The sequence below is a fragment of the Mesorhizobium sp. WSM4829 genome, assembly GCF_055811475.1.
Map to the genome: position 1 here is coordinate 228,014 of NZ_JBVVQJ010000003.1, position 17,928 is coordinate 245,941.

Annotated in this window: 22 protein-coding genes; 5 read left to right on the forward strand and 17 right to left on the reverse strand. The window is 62.2% G+C overall.

The features are described from left to right. Positions 1-14 precede the first annotated feature (14 nt). On the reverse strand, positions 15-599 hold the full coding sequence (locus AC0L17_RS04910; protein ID WP_091596894.1) for a GNAT family N-acetyltransferase: 585 nt from the start codon (positions 597-599) through the stop codon (positions 15-17). 205 nt (positions 600-804) lie between these two features. Between AC0L17_RS04910 and AC0L17_RS04915 the strand changes: the two genes are divergently transcribed. Continuing rightward, positions 805-1,524: a DUF899 domain-containing protein gene (locus tag AC0L17_RS04915; protein WP_473514983.1), complete on the forward strand. Its 720-nt coding sequence runs from the start codon at positions 805-807 to the stop codon at positions 1,522-1,524. 63 nt (positions 1,525-1,587) lie between these two features. Here the strand turns inward: AC0L17_RS04915 and AC0L17_RS04920 are convergent, their stop codons facing one another. Both AC0L17_RS04920 and AC0L17_RS04925 read right to left on the reverse strand, forming a co-directional pair. Further along, positions 1,588-2,004 (reverse strand): GFA family protein, encoded by a 417-nt coding sequence (locus AC0L17_RS04920; protein WP_473514984.1) that lies wholly within the window; start codon positions 2,002-2,004, stop codon positions 1,588-1,590. Positions 2,005-2,027: 23 nt separating this feature from the next. Next, positions 2,028-2,504, reverse strand: a complete 477-nt coding sequence (locus AC0L17_RS04925; protein WP_473514985.1) for an SRPBCC family protein — start codon at positions 2,502-2,504, stop codon at positions 2,028-2,030. A 105-nt stretch (positions 2,505-2,609) separates the two neighbouring features. Between AC0L17_RS04925 and folP the strand changes: the two genes are divergently transcribed. After that, a complete protein-coding gene (folP, locus tag AC0L17_RS04930) occupies positions 2,610-3,461 on the forward strand; it encodes a dihydropteroate synthase (protein ID WP_473514986.1) in 852 nt (283 codons plus the stop codon). Here the strand turns inward: folP and pqqE are convergent. Genes pqqE through pqqB form a run of 4 tightly spaced genes read right to left on the reverse strand, consistent with a single transcriptional unit; the run spans position 3,445 to position 6,549 of the window. Then, complete coding sequence (gene pqqE, locus AC0L17_RS04935) at positions 3,445-4,566, reverse strand: pyrroloquinoline quinone biosynthesis protein PqqE (protein WP_473514987.1); 1,122 nt, start codon at positions 4,564-4,566, stop codon at positions 3,445-3,447. The two genes, folP and pqqE, sit on opposite strands and share 17 nt — an antisense overlap. After that, positions 4,563-4,859, reverse strand: coding sequence for a pyrroloquinoline quinone biosynthesis peptide chaperone PqqD (gene pqqD / locus AC0L17_RS04940; RefSeq protein ID WP_023797669.1), 297 nt, complete (start codon positions 4,857-4,859; stop codon positions 4,563-4,565). The genes pqqE and pqqD overlap by 4 nt, the downstream gene beginning before the upstream one ends. Continuing rightward, positions 4,856-5,614: a pyrroloquinoline-quinone synthase PqqC gene (gene pqqC / locus AC0L17_RS04945; RefSeq protein WP_473514988.1), complete on the reverse strand. Its 759-nt coding sequence runs from the start codon at positions 5,612-5,614 to the stop codon at positions 4,856-4,858. The genes pqqD and pqqC overlap by 4 nt, the downstream gene beginning before the upstream one ends. Next, a complete protein-coding gene (gene pqqB, locus AC0L17_RS04950; RefSeq protein WP_473514989.1) occupies positions 5,611-6,549 on the reverse strand; it encodes a pyrroloquinoline quinone biosynthesis protein PqqB in 939 nt (312 codons plus the stop codon). Before pqqB ends, pqqC begins: the two co-directional genes overlap by 4 nt. A gap of 220 nt (positions 6,550-6,769) precedes the next feature. Between pqqB and AC0L17_RS04955 the strand changes: the two genes are divergently transcribed. Then, positions 6,770-6,907 (forward strand): hypothetical protein, encoded by a 138-nt coding sequence (locus tag AC0L17_RS04955; RefSeq protein WP_167366504.1) that lies wholly within the window; start codon positions 6,770-6,772, stop codon positions 6,905-6,907. 50 nt (positions 6,908-6,957) lie between these two features. Here the strand turns inward: AC0L17_RS04955 and AC0L17_RS04960 are convergent, their stop codons facing one another. From AC0L17_RS04960 to AC0L17_RS04975, 4 genes are all read right to left on the reverse strand, one after another. Further along, on the reverse strand, positions 6,958-7,515 hold the full coding sequence (locus AC0L17_RS04960; protein WP_287212414.1) for a PQQ-dependent catabolism-associated CXXCW motif protein: 558 nt from the start codon (positions 7,513-7,515) through the stop codon (positions 6,958-6,960). A 10-nt stretch (positions 7,516-7,525) separates the two neighbouring features. Continuing rightward, entirely contained in the window at positions 7,526-8,389 is an 864-nt protein-coding gene (locus tag AC0L17_RS04965; protein ID WP_051407715.1) for a quinoprotein dehydrogenase-associated putative ABC transporter substrate-binding protein, read from the reverse strand. 1 nt (position 8,390) lies between these two features. After that, a complete protein-coding gene (locus AC0L17_RS04970) occupies positions 8,391-8,912 on the reverse strand; it encodes a c-type cytochrome, methanol metabolism-related (protein ID WP_473514990.1) in 522 nt (173 codons plus the stop codon). Between the two features lie 203 nt (positions 8,913-9,115). After that, complete coding sequence (locus AC0L17_RS04975; RefSeq protein WP_473514991.1) at positions 9,116-11,014, reverse strand: methanol/ethanol family PQQ-dependent dehydrogenase; 1,899 nt, start codon at positions 11,012-11,014, stop codon at positions 9,116-9,118. Between the two features lie 673 nt (positions 11,015-11,687). Between AC0L17_RS04975 and AC0L17_RS04980 the strand changes: the two genes are divergently transcribed. Then, positions 11,688-12,041 carry a hypothetical protein gene (locus AC0L17_RS04980; protein WP_023797678.1) on the forward strand — a complete coding sequence of 118 codons (354 nt, stop codon included), beginning with the start codon at positions 11,688-11,690 and terminating at the stop codon, positions 12,039-12,041. 46 nt (positions 12,042-12,087) lie between these two features. Here the strand turns inward: AC0L17_RS04980 and AC0L17_RS04985 are convergent, their stop codons facing one another. The 6 genes from AC0L17_RS04985 to AC0L17_RS05010 all read right to left on the reverse strand — a co-directional run bounded on the left by AC0L17_RS04985 (position 12,088) and on the right by AC0L17_RS05010 (position 16,859). After that, positions 12,088-12,951 carry a quinoprotein dehydrogenase-associated SoxYZ-like carrier gene (locus AC0L17_RS04985; RefSeq protein ID WP_091596815.1) on the reverse strand — a complete coding sequence of 288 codons (864 nt, stop codon included), beginning with the start codon at positions 12,949-12,951 and terminating at the stop codon, positions 12,088-12,090. A gap of 113 nt (positions 12,952-13,064) precedes the next feature. Next, positions 13,065-14,036, reverse strand: coding sequence for a quinoprotein relay system zinc metallohydrolase 2 (locus AC0L17_RS04990; RefSeq protein ID WP_473514992.1), 972 nt, complete (start codon positions 14,034-14,036; stop codon positions 13,065-13,067). Between the two features lie 36 nt (positions 14,037-14,072). Further along, the gene (locus AC0L17_RS04995) at positions 14,073-14,813 is read right to left on the reverse strand and encodes an ABC transporter ATP-binding protein (protein WP_473515032.1); all 741 of its coding nucleotides are present in this window, start codon (positions 14,811-14,813) and stop codon (positions 14,073-14,075) included. Then, a complete protein-coding gene (locus AC0L17_RS05000; protein WP_473515033.1) occupies positions 14,782-15,561 on the reverse strand; it encodes an ABC transporter permease in 780 nt (259 codons plus the stop codon). Before AC0L17_RS05000 ends, AC0L17_RS04995 begins: the two co-directional genes overlap by 32 nt. A 44-nt stretch (positions 15,562-15,605) precedes the next feature. Then, a complete protein-coding gene (locus tag AC0L17_RS05005) occupies positions 15,606-16,610 on the reverse strand; it encodes an ABC transporter substrate-binding protein (protein ID WP_473515034.1) in 1,005 nt (334 codons plus the stop codon). Between the two features lie 39 nt (positions 16,611-16,649). After that, entirely contained in the window at positions 16,650-16,859 is a 210-nt protein-coding gene (locus tag AC0L17_RS05010; RefSeq protein ID WP_027151301.1) for a hypothetical protein, read from the reverse strand. A 590-nt stretch (positions 16,860-17,449) separates the two neighbouring features. On the opposite strand from AC0L17_RS05010, the gene AC0L17_RS05015 reads away from it, so the two are divergent. Then, a complete protein-coding gene (locus AC0L17_RS05015; RefSeq protein WP_027151302.1) occupies positions 17,450-17,830 on the forward strand; it encodes a c-type cytochrome in 381 nt (126 codons plus the stop codon). Positions 17,831-17,928: the final 98 nt, after the last annotated feature.

Below are 17,928 nucleotides of genomic sequence, written 5' to 3' on the forward strand. Positions count from 1 at the left end.
CTGCCCTGCCTGGCTCAACGCGGTCGCCGCAGCATCGGGACTTGCGTCGGCGATGAACCGACCTGGATTGCGCCGAGCGGTTCGAAGCCGTGGCGCCCGTAGAACGGAATGTTGCGCGGGTTCGAGGACTCCAGATAGGCGGGCGCGTGATCGCGATCGCACTGCGCGAGCGCGTATGCCATCAAGGCCTCGCCGTGGCCTTCGCCCTGATGCGCTGGGTCGACGCCGATCACGGGCAAGTACCAATGCGGTTCGGCCGGATGGTACTTGGCCATCTGCTCGAATACAGCGGCGACTTCAGGGGCAAGGGAGGGCGCAACCGTGCTCTCGACAACCGCACCAAGCCCTTCCTCGTCGGGATGCACACCGGGCGACAGCCACAACGCCGTCCCGACATAGCCATCGGTGCAAAAAGCGCTTCCGTTTGAGAATGCCCTGGCCCCGAAGGCGCGGACCATTCGCGGCATGGCCGCAAGGTACTGGTGTGCATGCGGCCAGGTCCATCGTGCCATGGGATCCGCTGCAAACGCCAGCGAGATTGTTCCGATCGCCGGATCTTCATCGGACGCGGCCATAACCCTCACTGTCGGCGATTTCATGCTGCCCTCCAAACGACGCAAATGATTCGACGAGGCGCCCGCGCCCTCAACGGGCGCCGCAACAAGCGGGCAGGGATCAGGCAGTGCATCGGAAACCGCCACATCCAGCTGCCATGTTTCGCCTCCGGCATTGAGTTTAACGCCTGACGCAACAAGTTGTTTCGAGAAACGGAAAGGAAGATCCCCCAGGAAGGAGACAGCAGCGATGACGAAACACAAGACCGGAACACGCGAGGAATGGCTCGGAGCGCGGCTCGCACTGCTCGAGGCGGAGAAAAGGCTCATGCGGCAGAGCGACGAGCTGGCGCGACAGCGACAGGAGCTGCCCTGGGTTCGGATCGACAAGGAGTATCTGTTTGAGACCGAGGAGGGCAGCGCCTCGCTCGCCGACCTCTTCCAGGGGCGCTCGCAACTCTTCGTCTATCATTTCATGTTCGGCTACGGATACCGGCTCACCGATGAGCGCCAAGGATGCACCGGATGCTCCTTGATCGCCGATCACTTCGACTGCGTCATCCCCCACCTGAACGGCCGCGACATTACCCTGGTTTGCGAATCGATCGCCCCGTTGCAGGAGATCCAGGACTACAAGCGGCAAATGGGCTGGCGCTTCCCGTGGGTTTCGTCGCTCGGCAGCGATTTCAAATACGACCTCGGCGCCGCCTTCACCGAAGAGCAGCAGAGAGACGGCGCCGACTACAACTATCAGCGTGTCGACAGGGCCGAGCCGCAGAAGGAGGGAATGAGCGTCTTCGCGCTCCAGGACGGTGCCGTCTACCACACCTGCTCGACCTACGCCCGTGGCACCGAGGCGTTTATGGGGGTCTACCGTTTCCTCGACCTGGCTCCGTGGGGAAGGAACGAGAACGGGCTCGAGTTCCCCCAGGAGTGGTGGCGCCGCCATGACGAGTACGGCAACCGCTGAATGTCGCAGGGGCGCAGATCCGCCTCCTGAACAATAGTGCGCGTCCGCCCGCCCGCCGGGCCGTCAACCTGATGGCATTTTCTCGAACGTCGTCAGCCCGGTTTCCATCTTGTCCCAGGGGAGGGCCCGGATACCGTACGTCACCACGGTCGGATTGAACCGGCCCGGATCATCGAGGCTTGCGGCATGGACCGTGATCACGTCCGGCATGGCAGTGTATGTCAGGTGGGTCGGCGTTCCGCAGACCGGGCAGAAGGAATGGATTTTGACATTTCCGTTGTCCGCCGCGACACGCCAGTCCGTCGTCACACCGGTGATCGTCACGTCCGCCCGCGACGGAAACGTCAGGTAAGATCCGTGACCGGTGCCGCTTCTTTTCTGGCAGTCGCGGCATTGGCAGTGGTTCTCGAAGATCGGGGCTGCCTTGGCCTCGTAGCGCACCGCGCCGCACGCGCATCCGCCGGTGTAGTGAGTGCTCATCTGCTCGGTCCTTTTGTCCTGGGTCAGGCCGCCCGTTCGGACGCGCGTGGCCTGGCGAAGACATCGATCGCCTGACCCGTTTCGAGGAAGGATTTCAGGCTGGAGAGGACGATCGGCCAACCCTTTTTGATGCCGTTCGCCATGCCGCTGCCGGCTTCGAGGTCGTCATGGCTGACGGTCAGCCGGACCATGGCCTCGTATTCCTCGAGCTCGAAGGTCACCCGGCTGTAGCTCGCCGGATCGGACGCCTGCGAAGCGTTTGCCCAGGTGATGACGAGACGGGTCGGCGGCGACACCTCGACGACCTTGCCGACGAGCTCGACGGTCCGTTCGTCATTAGCGCGGATGTGCTGCCAGCTCGAGCCGGGCTTCCAGTCGGAGACGTTCTCGTGGCCCCAGGAGCGCCGTGCGAGGTCCGGTTTGGTTATCGCCTCGAACACCTTTCCCGGTGTCGAGACAATATAGGTCGTGTAAGTAAAGCTGATCGTTTCCCTGGTCATTGCTACGCTCCTTTTGTTTCGCGAGCATAGGTAGATGGGGAAACCGGGTTCGTGTGAGTGACAATCTTGTCGCGAATGGCATCTGATATGAAAAAAGGTTGATGCATGAGGCGCTGGCAGCTTGCTCATGGACGGTATCTCGATCTTGGCGCGCAATCGTTGCTGATGGGGATTTTGAACGTCACGCCGGACAGTTTCTCCGACGGCGGAGAATTCGACCGGCCGGAGCGGGCGCTGCAGCAGGCGCGGCGCATGATCGGCGAGGGCGCGGCGATCATCGATGTCGGCGGCGAATCCACCCGGCCCGGCGCCGGCGCCGTTTCGGCGCGCGAGGAACAAGCGCGCATCCTGCCGGTCATCGAGGCGCTGTCGTCCGACGGCGGCAGCCTGGTTTCGGTCGACACCTACAGGGCCGAGACGGCGCGGCTGGCGGTCGCCGCGGGCGCGCATATCGTCAACGACGTGCATGGCCTGCAGCGCGAACCCGACATCGCGCAGGTTGCGGCGGAAACCGGCGCCGGCCTCGTCATCATGCACACCGGGCGCGGCCGCGAAAAACTGGCGGATGTGATCGCCGACCAGTTCCTGTTCCTGAACAGATCGCTGGAGATCGCGCGCGACGCCGGCATCCCGGACGAGCGGATCGTGCTCGACCCCGGCTTCGCTTTCGCCAAGGACGGCGAGGAAAACCTCGAGCTCATGGCTCGCTTCGGTGAATTGCGCGCGCTCGGTTTTCCATTGCTCGTCGGCACGTCACGCAAGCGCCTTGCCCGTCACCTGGTCGGCGGAAGTGACGAAGGGCGAGACGTCGGCACAGCGGCAACAAGCGTCATCCTGCGGCTGAAGGGCGCTGCGATCTTTCGCGTCCACAACGTTGCCGTCAATCGCGACGCACTGGCATTCGCCGACGCGGTGCGCCAGCGCGAGACCGGGGAAGAGATCAGGCGGGCTCGGTGACGACGCCGATCCGCCGGTAGACGAATTGTTCGTCGTTCGAAGGAACTGCCGCAGCACGCTGGGCTTCGTCGATCAGCATGGCCATGCGCGCATGGATCGGCGATTTCGCGCAAGCCGGGTCCGTCGCGGCGGCGTCGCCGGCAATCGCCATCGCCTGGCAGCGGCAACCGCCCCAGTCGATCTCACGCCGTTCGCAGCTGCGACAGGGCTCAAGCATCCAGTCGGTGCCGCGAAAGGCGTTGAATGCCGGCGAATCGGTCCAGATTTCGGCCAGGCTGCGCGGGCCGAAACGCTCAAAACTGAGCGACGGGATGGTCTGTGCGGCATGGCATGGCAGCACGGTGCCGTCCGGCGCCACCATGAAGGCGTCGCGCGCCCAGCCGCCCATGCACGGCTTGGGATAGATGGCGAAATAATCCGGCGTGACGAAATCGATGTTCATGATGCCGGTGAGCCGTTCGCGCGCCGCCGCGACGATCTCCGCCTGACGGTCGACCGCAGCGCGCTCGGGCATCAGTTGATCGCGATTGGTCAGCGCCCAGCCGGCATACTGCACGTTGGCGATCTCGAGCCGCTCCGCGCCCAGCGAAAGCGCCAGGTCGATGAATTCCGGCACTTCCTCGATGTTGTGGCGATGGATCGGCGCGTTGATGGTAAGCGGCAGGCCGGCCGCGCGGGCGCGGCGTGCCGTCTCCAGCTTCTTTTCGTGGCCGCCTTTGTGATTGCCGATGCGGTCGGTGGTCGCCGGCCGTGCGCCTTGAAAGCTCAGCTGCAGATGGTCGAGCCCGGCTTCGGCAAACGCCTCGATGCGGCCCTCGGCAATGCCGACGCCGGCGGTGATCAGGTTGGTGTAGACGCCGCGCGCCGAAAGCCCGGCGATCAATTGCTCGAGGTCGCGGCGCAGCGTCGGTTCGCCGCCCGACAGATGCACCTGGAGAACGCCGAGATCGGCGGCCTGCGAGAACAGATCAAGCCAGGCCTGTGTATCGAGTTCGCGATTGGCTTTCAGCAATTCGAGCGGATTGGAGCAATACGGGCATTGCAGCGGGCAGCGATGCGTCAGTTCCGCCAGCATGCCGATCGGAGGGAGAAGGGGCTCGCTCATAGTTTTACCAGCAGCTTGTCCGACCATTCTTGCAGGAAGGCGACGACGTCGGCCGCCACCGCCTCCTGTTCGGCGTCATAATCCGCGGCAAGCTCGGCGATGATGTGGCCGACCGTGGACCGTCCATCGCAGCGGCGCAATATATCGAGGCTGATGTCGTTGGGCCAAAACACCTTTTCCGGCGAGAGCACGGCGAACGCCTGCCGCACGGGGTCGTACTGTATGCGCACGTGCTTCGGCAGCGACGGCACCGATCGCGACGACACCAAAGCTCTTTCGCGCAGCGCCATCATTGGGCTGGCTCCGGACGGAAGGCGCCGGGCGGGATGTTTCCCGGCTCGCCATAGGCGTGTTGAAGCGCGTCGAGCATGGCCCACAGTATATCGCATTTGAACACCAGCGCATCGATCGCCTCCTGCTGGCGTTCCGCCGTGTCGGCATGGCCGAGCACGTAAGCGAGGGCGAAGTCGGCGTCGCGCGAGGCCTGTTCGGGCCGTCGGCTGAAATAGGCCAGCGTATCCTCGGTGATGTAATCATATTTGGCCAGCATCGCCGGGACCCGTTCGCCGATGATGAGCGGCGAGAACATCTCGGTCAGCGACGATGCGACCGCCTCGAACAGCGTCCGGTTCGTGCAAAAGGCGAGGTAGGCGCCGACCGCGAAGCGTGTCGCCGGCAGCGCCAGCCTTTCGCTCTTCACGTCATCGGCATCGAGGCCGAGCGAGGTCGCCAGATGCAGCCAGCGCGCGATGCCGCCGCTCCAGCCGTCCTCGCCATCATGGTCCTCGATGCGTTTGCGCCAGGCGGCGCGAAACGCCGGGTCCTGCGCATGTGCGAGGATCATGGCGTCCTTGCGCGGGATGACGGCCTGGTAGCAATAGCGGTTCAGCGCCCAGGCCTGCATCTCGGTCCTCGACAGCGCACCGCTGGTCATCCTGTGGTGGAAAGGATGGCGGTTGTGATAGCGCTCGGCGCCGACCTGCCGCAGCACGGCTTCCAGCTCGCTGGAGGACAGGCCGTTCCTGGCCGCGTCGTGGAAATCACTCAAAATTCCATCTCCATCCCATCGCGGGCGACTTCCCAGCCAGCCGCTTTGACCGCTGCGTGCTCGGCCGAATTCTCGTCCAGAACCGGATTGGTGTTGTTGATGTGGACGAAGACACGGCGGCCGATCCCCACATCGGCCAGGCCGGCGATCGACCCACCGTCTCCCGACATGGCCAGATGCCCCATGCGCGCACCGGTCTTTTGGCCGACGCCGGCGGCAATCATCTCGTCGTCGGTGTAGACCGTGCCATCGAACAGGACACAGGCGGCATCGGCCAGGCGCGTGCGCAGGGCCGCATCGATGCGCGCGCAGCCTGGGATATAGAAGACGCAGCCGTGACTGCCGGCACCAGCGATGCGGACGCCGATCGTGTCGCCGGCGTCGGAACTGAAATTGGCATCCGGCCGGCTTCTTTCCTCGAGATAGAGGGCAATCTTGCCAGGCACGGGAAAACTCTCGACAGTCACGCCGGTGTCGTGGCCGTCTGCGTCGCAGATCGCCAGTTCTTCAGCCGGCGGCAAGATGCGTCGCGGCACGAGCGCCGGATCGAGGACATTGAAGATCGAGTTCGCTTCCAGCGTCGCCAGCACCTGTGTCGTTGCGTAGATGGCGAAGGGCTGCCGCTCACGCAGGCTGAGCAGGCCGGCGACATGATCGACATCGGCATTGGTCAGCACCACCGCGCGGATGGGTGTCGAACGCAACGGCGCATCCTGCGCCGGCTGCAATTCAGGCGTTTGCGCAATCTGCTGGCGGATATCGGGCGAGGCGTTGAAGAGAACCCAGCCGGCCCCATCCACTGAGGCGGCGATGCTTGATTGGGTTCGCGAATGCACGCCAGCCATCCCGGTGCGAGCCGCGCGGCTCAGGCGATAGTTGCAATTCCACTGCGGGAAGCCGCCGCCTGCCGCCGAGCCGATGATCTTCAAGCGCATTGCAATGCCCGCTCTGCGGCTTGTTCAACCAACAGCAAATTTTCGACCGCGAATGGTTTCGCGCCCGCATTGAACGCATCAAAGCCTTTCACCAAGACCTCGCGCGAAATGGCAGTGCGTGTCCCCGTTGCCGGGGACACGCACCTCTGCGGCCTACTTCTTGGGAGTAATTTCAGCAGGCAGATACCGCGAAATCTCGAAGCCCGCAGCAACTTGGCACATGGTCGGTTTTGTCCAGCTCTTCTTCATGGCATATCTCCTCTTCTACCAGCCCGAAGGGGCCGATCCTTTTCTCGGTCAACCATTGCTGGGCACCATTGCAATGGCTCGTCCATCAGCTCTCAAAATGGACAAATGAAACGGCAGGTCCTGAAAAGTCGAAAAACAAGAAAATAACAATGCTCATCCTCAATTGCTAATCACATAAGGCTTCCTTTCCTCCAGCGGAAGGTTGGCACGTTCCCATCCATCGGCGCCGGGCGGATACCAGATCACCGAACTGTAGCCCCATTCGATGGCCCGCTTCGCGGCATTCCACGACATCCAGCAATTCGTCATGCAATAGAACAGAATGGCACGCGACTTGTCGGGACCGGCTTCGGCAGCGAGGCCTTGGCGAAAATAGTTGGCGGTCTCCTCGGAGATAGCACCGTAACCGACATTGGCCAGCCAGGTGCTGCCTGGGATGTCCTTTCTGATCTTGGCTCTCCAAATCGTTCCCGCCGGCAAATTAGCCGGCTTCGGCGTGTTCGGCATGACGTCGAAGAACACCGCCTTCTTCTCCCGCCACAGCGCCTCCGCCTCCGCCGTCGTCACCACCTTCGCGCCCTGCAGCGTCTGCGGCACCGGCGCCCGATAGTCGTCCATCCGGTAGCCACCGGGCTCGGCGATATCGCCAGCCCACATCGGTTCGGTCAGACCTAGAAGGCCCGCGGCAACCAGCAAAATCGTCTCCTTTCCCTTCATGCGTTTCTCGTCATTGCGTGATCGGATTATCGTGTTCGTCGATCAGCGGCACATCGTAGTCCAGCAGGATCCTGGTGATCTCCGCCTGGTTTTCCCTGATCACCCGGTTGAGCGTCCGCTTCCATTCCTGGTCGGAGGGACGCACGCCCATGGTGATGCGGTATGACATGCGCGAGCCGGTCTTTTCCTTCACCAGCGGAACGATCGTGAGATCGGCGCCGAGTTGCTTGGCGTAGTAGCCTGCCATCGGTCCCCACATGACCGCCGCATCGATCTTGCCGGCGAGCATGTCCTTGATCATGACTTCCCCCATGGAGGGGGTGAGGCGGGTATCCACCGCCAGCGGATAGATCTTTGCCGTTCGCATGAGCTTGTTGGCGGCCATGTTGGCAGTCGGCGGCGTGCTTTCGACGACGCCGATCCTCTTGCCGGTGAGTTTCGGATCCTCGATGGTCTCGACGCCTTCCATGCCGTTGCCCTTCGGGTGCACCAGCACATAGGACGAGCGATAGTAGGCGTTGGTGTTCTGCACCAGTTCATCGCCCTGGGCATAGCCCATGATGATGTCGCATCGGTTGGCGGCCAGCGTGTTGCGCACGAAGCCGGCGACAAGAGGAAACCATGTATAGGCGACGGACTTTCGGCCGGTTTTCGCGGCAACCAGGTCGGCCAGCCGGTTTTCGAAGCCTTCGCCGCTCTCGTCGGTGAACGGCATGTTCGAAGGATCGGCGCAGACGCGCAGAATGTCTGGGTCGACCAGTTCGCCCGCGGCACCAAGGCCGGCGTCCTGCGCCTGGGCGTTCGCAGGCAGCAAGGCGAGTGCGCCGAGCATCGGCAGGACAAAACACAGCTTCAACGCGTCACGGCCAATCATATCATCCACCCATGCAGGATGCTTCGGCATCCTTCGCTGCCTGTGGCTTGTCTGCTTTCTTCGGCGGCCTGCCGCGCGGCGCCGCACCGTCGGCGCGGGCACGCAGATAGACGTAGAGATCATCCATGTAGCAATAGACGTTCTTGTTTTCGCCAAAGGCAGGCATGACATTTTCCTTGCCGCCGCCGACATTCTTGCGGCCCTCGGCGACGATCGAGATGAAGGTGGCGTAATCCATTGTTTTCAGGCTGTTGAGCAAGGCCGGCGCATAGCTCGAACCGGTGCCGTCCGGTCCGTGACAGACATGGCAATCGGAGTGATACCGGCGGTAACCGCTGAACGTATACCAGTCGACGGCTCCGTTTTCGATCTTGAAGGTCGGATTTCCGTCCGCGTCGAAATGCTTGCCGCCTTCTTCCGTCACCGCCTTGGCTTTTTCAGCGCTGTCCTGGGCATGCGCGAGGCTTGAACTTGCCAGAGACAGCGCCAGGGCGAGAGCGGAAATTACAATGCGAACGGACATTCAGCTACTTCCTTGATTTCTTGATTTCGCCTGCACACGGTTTTGCTGTCGTGAAGCGGCATGGATCGATGTGGGTGCGCGGCGAAATTGAGAGCCCGGTCCTGGCTTCCCGGTGATCCGGGCTCTCGCTTTTTCAAGCCTTGGTCTTCTCAAAAAACCGAGGCGTGCCTATGGTTCCCGTGTTTCAGTCGTTCCCGTTTTTATCAGTCCGGGAGACCGAAGACGGTGAGCTGGCCGCCTAGCGTCGTGTAGTCGGCAAGTGCTGCGTAGCCACCGACTGCGCCCAGACCAGCAGTCCCAACGACCGCAGCCTCGTCGCCTTGCGCACGGCCCTGATCGACGGCGCCATGCCAGGCAGCGGCGTTGTCGGGCGAAAGCAGTCCGCCTGCCAGACCGATACCGGCCCATCCGCCGACGCCGGACAGAACGGCGATATACTGCTTGCCGCCATGCTCGTAGGCCGTGATGTTGCCGATGATGCCGGACGGGGTCTTGAACTTGTAGAGTTCGTTGCCGTCATGATCGACCGCCTTGATGTAGCCCTCGAGCGTGCCGTAGAAGACCACATCGCCTTCGGTGGCAAGCGCGCCCGACCAGACCGAGAACTTCTCGGGCTTGGACCAGACGATCTCGCCCTTGGCAGCATCCCAGGCAATGAAGTTGCCCATGTGGTCGGCTCCAGGGGGAGGATACATCGACACGGTGGCGCCCACGTAGGGCTGACCGGCGGTGTAGCTCACCTTGTAGGGCTCATAGTCCATGCAGACATGGTTTGTCGGCACGTAGAACAGACCGGTCTTCGGCGAATAGGTCGCCGGCTGCTGGTCCTTGGTTCCAAGCGCGGCCGGGCAGATGCCCGTCGAGTTGGTGTCTTCGCCGTTCTGCTGGGTCGAATATTTGGCGACCACCTGCGGGCGGCCGTACTGGTCGCTGCTGGGGTCCATGTTGACTTCCGTCGCCCAGTTCACTGCCGGATCGTATTTCTTGGCGACGAGAAGCTCGCCATTGGCGCGATCCATGGTGTAGGCAAAGCCATTGCGGTCGAAATGCACCAGCACATCGCGCTTGGCCCCCTTGATGTCCATGCCGTCGACAAGGATCATCTCGTTGACGCCGTCATAATCCCACTCGTCATGCGGGGTCATCTGGTAGAGCCACTTGGCCATCCCGGTATCCGCATCGCGAGCCATGATCGTCATCGACCAGCGATTGTCGCCTGGCCTCTGGACCGGGTTCCAGGTCGATGGATTGCCGGTGCCGTAGTAGATCAGGTTAAGCTTGGGATCGTAGGCGTACCATCCCCAGGTCGTGCCGCCACCGGTCTTCCACTGCTCGCCTTCCCAGGTGTTCGTGCCCGAGTCCGAGCCGACCGGTTTGCCGAGATGGGTGGTCTTTTCGGGATCGATCAGGGTTTCTGCATCGGGTCCCGTCGAATAGGCCCGCCAGGCAAGCTTGCCATCCGAAAGATTGTAGGCCGAGAGGTGGCCGCGAACGCCATATTCGGCGCCAGAGATGCCGACGATAACCTTGTCCTTGACGACCACAGGCGCCGACGTGCCGGATTCGCCCTTTCCGCCGTCGATCTGGTCGCCGTTCTTGACCGTCCAGACGACTTTGCCGGACTTGGCATCGAGCGCCACGACGGTGGTGTCGGCCTGATTGAGGATGATCTTGCCGTCACCATAGGCAACGCCACGGTTGACCGTGTCGCAGCACATGATGCCAATAACATTCGGGTCTTGCTTGGGCTCGTATTTCCAGAGGATCTTTCCGTCATTCTTGAGATCGAGAGCATAGACGGTGTTGGGGAACGGCGCGTGGACATACATCACATCGCCGATGACCAGCGGCCCGCCTTCATGGCCGCGCAGCACGCCAGTGGAGAAGGTCCACTTGACCTGCAGGTTCTTCACATTGTCCTTGGTGATCTGGTTGAGCTTGGAAAAGCGGGTGTTGGCGTAGTCACCCGTCTGCATCACCCAGTCCTTGGGATTCTCGGCCATTTTCATCAGTTCTTCATTGGCCGACGTCATGTGGACCGCGCCGAACGACATGAGCGCCGCGGTCGTTAGTAGGTAGGCAGTTTTCGCTAATACACGCATCAAAGTCCTCCCAGGGTGCACAATGACGAATCGTCCGTTGAGCCCACCAGGGCTTGCCCAAGCGATTCATGTGGGGGAAGTATTTCCGGCAGCGTGTCACGACCTAAGCCGAATGAGCAGAGGGCACCGTTACTGCCCATCCCACCTGGCCTACGAAAGACTGTCGCCGCTCCCTAATTGACGGTGACGCCCTTGAAGCCGGAAACAGGATGAAGCTATGTCATCCCCAGAAGGAAGGCAAGAAAAATCACTTCCATCTATGTTGCACTGCAATATAGAGAAATAGATATGAAAAAATCCGGACTGAAAGCTATTGATCGACTGTGGATGAAGCGCGATTTATATAAGTGGTTAAATTTTACGTATTTTTTGGGCAAAATGTATTGATTTTTATTTGGGAATATTCGCTGGATCGTATGATTTTAAGTATGCTCGCGTAGCTTCGGGTGCCGATAGTGGAGGAGACCTGAAATCAAGCTCAGCACCAGGATTCGGAGCCGATGTTCGTGCTGTCGGGGAGGCCTTTTGCCGGCCGGGACGGCCCTGTCCTTTGGTACTATATGGCCTGCATGAGAACTTGACGGGCGTGGCGACAGGAGGCCAACTGGTGCGGTGATCCGTCTCGATCCATTGGGCTCGATCTGTCACGTTCCGGGCCAATCGGAGGTTCCCCATGATCAGATATGTCGGCTTTTCGAGCTTGCCGCTGTTGCTCACGTCGGCCCTGGCCTTCGCCAATCCGGCCGGCGCCGCCTCAGATTATCCGACGGTGACGGTTGTCGACTATGTGCTCGGCTGCATGCAGACGAATGGCCAGACACGTCGGGCGCTGGAGAGCTGTTCCTGCTCGATCGACGTCATCGCCTCGATCCTTCCCTTCGAGGACTATGAAAGGGCCGAGACCTTCAAGAGCATGTCCCTGACGACAGGGGAGCGTTCGGGACTGTTCCGCGAAAGCGCGCCGGCAAAAGCCGCAAGCACGGGACTGAAGCGCGCGCAGGCGGAAGCCGACGTGCGCTGCTTTTAGACGCTGTGTAAGACCGCCGACGGCGGCTGCATACGGTTTCGAGGTTTCAAAGCCCCGTAGCCTCCAGCGGCCATTGATTGCGAAATACCTTGCCGTCCGTATCGATCGCTTCCACCTGGATCTGGCCAGTGCCGTGCGCGGTGAAATCGAACCGGAAATTGGGATCTTCCGAAATCGATATCCCCCCTTCCATCGACAGGATCAGCCGGTCTGCCTGCGAGACCGACAGTTTCTGAACGAAATGCGCGGGGATGAAATACTGGGTCAAGGGGTTGCGCTGCAGGCCCGAATTGTTCGGGTGGCGGATCATCAGCTGCAATTCCTGCGCCTTTGTCATCGTCTCTTGCGGCGGGAATTGGCGCAGCTTCATCTGCCCCATCGTTGCCATCGCTTCGTCCTGGTTCTTGAGCGCCGGGGCGGAGCATCCGCCTGACGCCTTGACGAAGGTCTGGGCCATGTGAAGCTCGCCGCCCTGCGTCTCTGCTATGGCACGCAGATAGGAATAGTCGTCGACGCGCACGCGCGTCGACAGATGCGTCACGCCGGCGTCCTTGCCGATCTCGAACGTCGCCGCTACCGGCGCTGGATTGACGTCGATGATCAAGGTGACGGATTTGATGCCGGCGGGCGCCTTGGCCGGGTCGATATAGATGTCGACGGGCACGATGGCGGCATCCTGCGCCCGCTTCGGCGCCTCGATCCTGACGACGCCGCTATCGACCAGAATCGCCCGATCTCCGAACACGTCGCCTTTCATATCCTGCCAGATCCGGTCCGAAGAGGCGGTTGTTTGCTGGGCGTTGGCGGCTCCGGAGGCGCCAAAGAGCGCGCCGATGGCCAGGATGATCGCGGCGAAGATGGCTGCGAGCGGCAAGCCGAGCTGCCGGCTCCGGTAAGCGTGGTTCTGCATTTCGATGCCTCCACCAATGTCAGAGAGGTGGTGCCCAGGCCAATGTCGAGGATAGACCCTTGACGATGCGTTTGGCAAATCGATCCACCACGTCCAGCGCTCGTCGCTGTGACCTATTCCCATTCGAGTTCGGCAAAGGCGGCTGTTGCATTGCGCTCGTTGTAGTCGTCGAACAGCTGCCAATTGCTCCGTTCGCTTGCGCCGGCGGTCTTGACGGCGTCGCGGAGCGGCGTCCCGTCGGCGATCGCCTTGCGAATATCGCGCGCCAGAATTTCGAAATAGCGCCGCTCTGCCATCAGCGCCTGCGGCCAGTCGGCCGGTACCGGGCCATGACCCGGCACGACGCGCGTGGCGCCAATCGCGGCGAGCCCATCCATCTGGCGGAGCCAGCCGAGCAGCGATCCGTCGAGCGTCGGCAAGGAACCGATGAAAACCAGATCGCCGGCAAACAGCGTGCGGGTCGCGCTGTCGAAGACGGTCAGGTCGTTGTCGGTGTGAGCCGCCTTCCATGCCTGCAATTCGAGCACGCGCCCGCCGAGGTCGAGCTGCAGGCGATCGTCGACCAGCATCGTCGGCGGTATGATCTCGATCCCTTTGATGAGCGCGTCGCCGATCTGTTCGCGAAAGTTCTGCAGGTAGAAGGCGCCGCGCGCCTCGAGGGCGCGCGGCAGATTGTGGTGGCCGACGATGGTGGCGCCGATTTGCCGGAACGCCGCGTTGCCGAAGACATGGTCGGGGTGCATGTGGGTGTTGATCAGGTAGCGGACCGGCTTGGCGCTTATCTTGCCTATTTCGGCGATGAGGGCGTTCGCCTCGATCAGGCTGCCGCCGCTGTCGATGACGGCGACGGCGTCGGTGCCGACGACGACGCCGAGGTTGGAGATCGCGCCCTGGTTGGCGGCGCTCATCAATTCATCGACGCCCTGGAACGCGAAGACGCCGTCGGCGACTTTCCTGAGCTTGAATTCAAGGCCATAGGCTGCGGCGAGAGCGGCCCGCCCGAGGCAACAGGGCAGCATCGCGGCGCTGACCGCGGTGCAGGCGAAGCCGTTCACAAGCTTGCGTCGTATCCTGTCGATCGGCATGGTTTCCTCCCGATATGGTTCCGAACTGTAAGGCGATCAGGCCACGCCCGGAAATTTTTGCTGGAACGACCGTAAAAGGTCGCTCATCACCTGTGGATTGCGATAGTGCCGCGGCAGCCTTACGTCGAACATGCCGAGGACATGCGCCGGCCGCTGCGCGAGCACGATGATGCGGTCCGACAGCATCAGGGCCTCGCGCAGATTGTGGGTTACCATCAGGGCGGTCGTGGGCCGCGCCGACCACACGGTCAAAAGCAGGTGCCGAAGCCGCTCGGCGGTCCGTTCGTCGAGTGAGGCAAAGGGTTCGTCCAGGAACAGCACCGCCGGTTCGGTGGCGAAGGCCCTGGCAAGCGCTGCCCTGCGGGCAAGGCCGAGCGAAAGCTCCGCCGGATAGAGCGCGCGCATGCCGGCGAGGCCGAGCGCGTCGAACAGCCCATCGAGATTCTTCGTCCTCAGGCTTTTCGGCAGCGCCAGCCTGACATTCTGCTCCACCGTCCGCCACGGCAGCAAGACCGGCTCCTGGAACACGGCGGCGATCCGGTCGGAGCCGCCTTCAGGCAGCTGGAACGAGCCGGAAAAGTCCTTGTCCAACCCAAGCAGGATGCGCAGCGTCGTGGTCTTGCCGCAGCCGGACGGCCCCAGCAAGCAGGCGAATTCGCCTTGCCGGACCTCGAAGGAAAGGTCCTGGAGCGCCGTGATCGAGACGCCTTGCGTGGACCTGAAAGTCTTTTCGGCGATGTCGACCCTAAGCGGGACGACGGCGCCAACGGGTTGCATGTCGTTCAACGGGCTGCACCAGAAGGAGTTCGATGACAAGCATCACCGCCACGAAAGCCAGGGTGTAGGCAAGTATGGCGGCGACGTCGAAGAGCTGGAAATAAAGATAGATCTGGAAGCCGACGCCGTTGGAGCGGCCGAGCAGCTCGACCACCAGGACGATCTTCCAGATGAGAGCGATGCCGGATCGTGAGGCGGCGGCAAGATAGGGCTGCAGTTGCGGCAGCAGGACATGGCGGGCGCGGTCGAGGAGACCGAAGCGGTAGACGGCGGCCATTTCGGCGTAACTCGGATCAAGCGCCCTGGCGCCCTCGCGCATCGTCACCACGACATTCGGGATCTTGTTGACGGCAACCGCGCCAATGGCCGCCGCTTCGTTGAGGCCGAACCAGATGTAGGCGAGCACGATGACGACCAGCGCGGGAATGTTGAGGAACAGAACCACCCAGGGAGCGAAGAACCGGTCTGCGCTGCGGTGGCTGCCGAGGAGGACGCCGATGACCGAGCCAACAACCATCGCGACGACATATGCCGCGGCAACCCGGCCGAGCGTCGCGCCGAGATGGTAGAAAAGATCGCCGTTCGCCGCCTCTTCGAGCAGCACTTGCCAGACCTGTCCCGGCCCTGGAAAGGCACGGCTCGGCCAGGCATTTGCCGCAAGGCCCCACAGCAGGCCAAGCCCGAGCAGAGAGGCCGCGACCGTCAGCACCGGTGTCAGCGCCGCTGCCAGGCCGGATTGGCTGGACATGCCGGCCGCAGCGCCAGGCGGGCGATCGCCGGTATCAGGTGCGCTCATTGCGGGGGTACCTGCCAGAACGTGCCGGGCGCCATCTTCGGCGCGCGGCCGACCAGCTTTTCGCCGCCGATCTCGGCCAGCACGCGGTAAAGCCTGCCGGCGTCGGCCGCATCCTCGGCGACGGGGCGTCTGGGAATGCCCTCGCGATAGCGGTCACGCAGTTTGGCCAATTCCTCGCCTTGCGCGCGGATATCAGGCGCAAGGCGCAGCCATTCATCGTCGGATCGGGCCAGCAAGTCCTTGGACTGCGCCGAAGCCTTGATGAAGCCGCTGATAGCGTCCGGATTTTCGTTCGCCCAATTGTCATGAAAGACATAGCCGAGCGCCGATACGGCGCCTGAGGCACCGAGCGCTTTCGCCGCAGCATCGGCGCCGATCAGGCGACGAAAGCCGTTGGCCTCGAGGCGGGCGCAAAAATGCCAGAAATTGAGCACCGCATCGAGCTCGTCCTGCATCGCCTTTTCCGAAATCAGCGGCGGCGCGCCAAAGACGATGTCGCTGGTTGCCACCAGGTCGAGGTCGTGATCGCGTCTGGCCAGCGCCTGGATCAGCAGCCAGCTTTTGTCGAGCGGTCCGCCGGCGACGCCGAGCTTTTTTCCGCTGAGATCGGTGATCGTGCGGATCGGCGCTCCCTCCTTCACCATGATCGCCCCGACGGCGGTCGAATAGGGAACCAATGTGAGGTCGACGCCTTCGGAGCGCTGGCGCGAGACCCACAGCCAGTCGGAGACGATCATGTCGATCGCGCCGGCCAGCAAGGCGACGTTGGTTGCATCCTCGCCGGCGAAATCGACGACCTCCAGATCGATACCGTTGGCTGTGTCGAATCTGTGGTGCTTCAGCGTGTCAAGCGCCCAGCTCACGGTGCCGAATTTCAGCACACCGATGCGAACCCTGTTCGTGGCGAAGGAGGGGGTCGTGGCGAAGGAGGGCTTTGGGACAAGCGCCGCGGCTGTTCCAAGAGCCGCCAGCCGGAGCGTTCCTCGACGCGAAATCATGATGATGTCTCCTCCCGGGGCCGTAACGGGCCGGGGCGCCGATCAGATCGCACGGTCTTTGTTCGGGAAAGCGCATTTCCAGCGCTTGACCTTGAGGGTCGGGTGTTCCTGCGACCATTTCGCGATTTCGGTAGGCGCCAGCATCATGCATTGGAACAGAGAGCCGCGGCTCTCGAAATAGAGATGTTCGTCTCGGCAATTGCCCGGATTGGCAATCAGGCAAACCGTCAAGATGAGGTCGACCATATCCATTCAGCACCTCTTGCGCGCTTGAAGACGCCCGCTTTGACGAGTTCCGGCCCGATCCGTGAGCCTGGACAAAATCGCCAACTGCCGGAGTCCCGAGGTGCCCATGGAAAACCGGAATGGTTTGAGGCTACGCGCTCGCCCGATGGCCGTCAACAACGGCGAATGGGAGGGGCGATCGGAGCTGAGCGCGCTCTGCGCGCAATCGCGCCGTCGGTGAAGCTGCCGATCTCCCCCCTTGCGGGGGAGATGCCCGGCAGGGCAGAGGGGGGTGCTGTCCCTCCGACCTGTCGACCAATTACAGCCACGCCCTCAGACTGATTTCCGGTTGGGATGGATAAAGCCGAAAGTTGGCGATCCTTCCCACCCCCCCTCTGTCCTGCCGGACATCTCCCCCGCAAGGGGGGAGATTGGATGTCGCTTTGGCTTTCGCCAACCATCAATGCTGGAAGGCAGCGCAAATCTGAAGCGACTGCCTTGAATTCGGGCCAATGGTTGACATCGCTCATCTGCCGGGTAGCTTCCACAGGGACGCATGCCGATGATCGGCATGCGCTAATCGTCCAGGGCACCTTGACGATCAATGAGGAAATGCCATGCGTGCAGTCGCATTTTTCGCCGTCGTGTCCGTTGCGACGTTTATTACAAACCAATCGCAGGCACAGGATGCCGCGGCGGGTGAGAAGGTCTTCGCCAAGTGCAAGGCCTGCCACGTCGTCGACGAGGACAAGAACAAGATCGGCCCGTCGTTAAGCGGCGTTATCGGCCGGACGGCCGGCACGCATCCGGGGTTCAAATATTCCAAACCGATGGCCGAGGCGGGTAAATCCGGCGTCAAATGGGACGAAGCCACGCTGACGAATTATCTTCGCGACCCGAAGGGCATGATCAAGGGTACGAAGATGGCGTTTCCCGGCCTCAAGAAGGACGAGGATCTCGCCAACGTCATCGCCTATCTGAAGCAATACTCCAAATAACCCGGTTTTTCCGCAGGAAATAACCCGGTTCTTCTGCCGGAAGTAACCCGGTTCTTCCGCCGAAGTAACGCGACTTCGTCGGCCGTTCGCAAACTGCG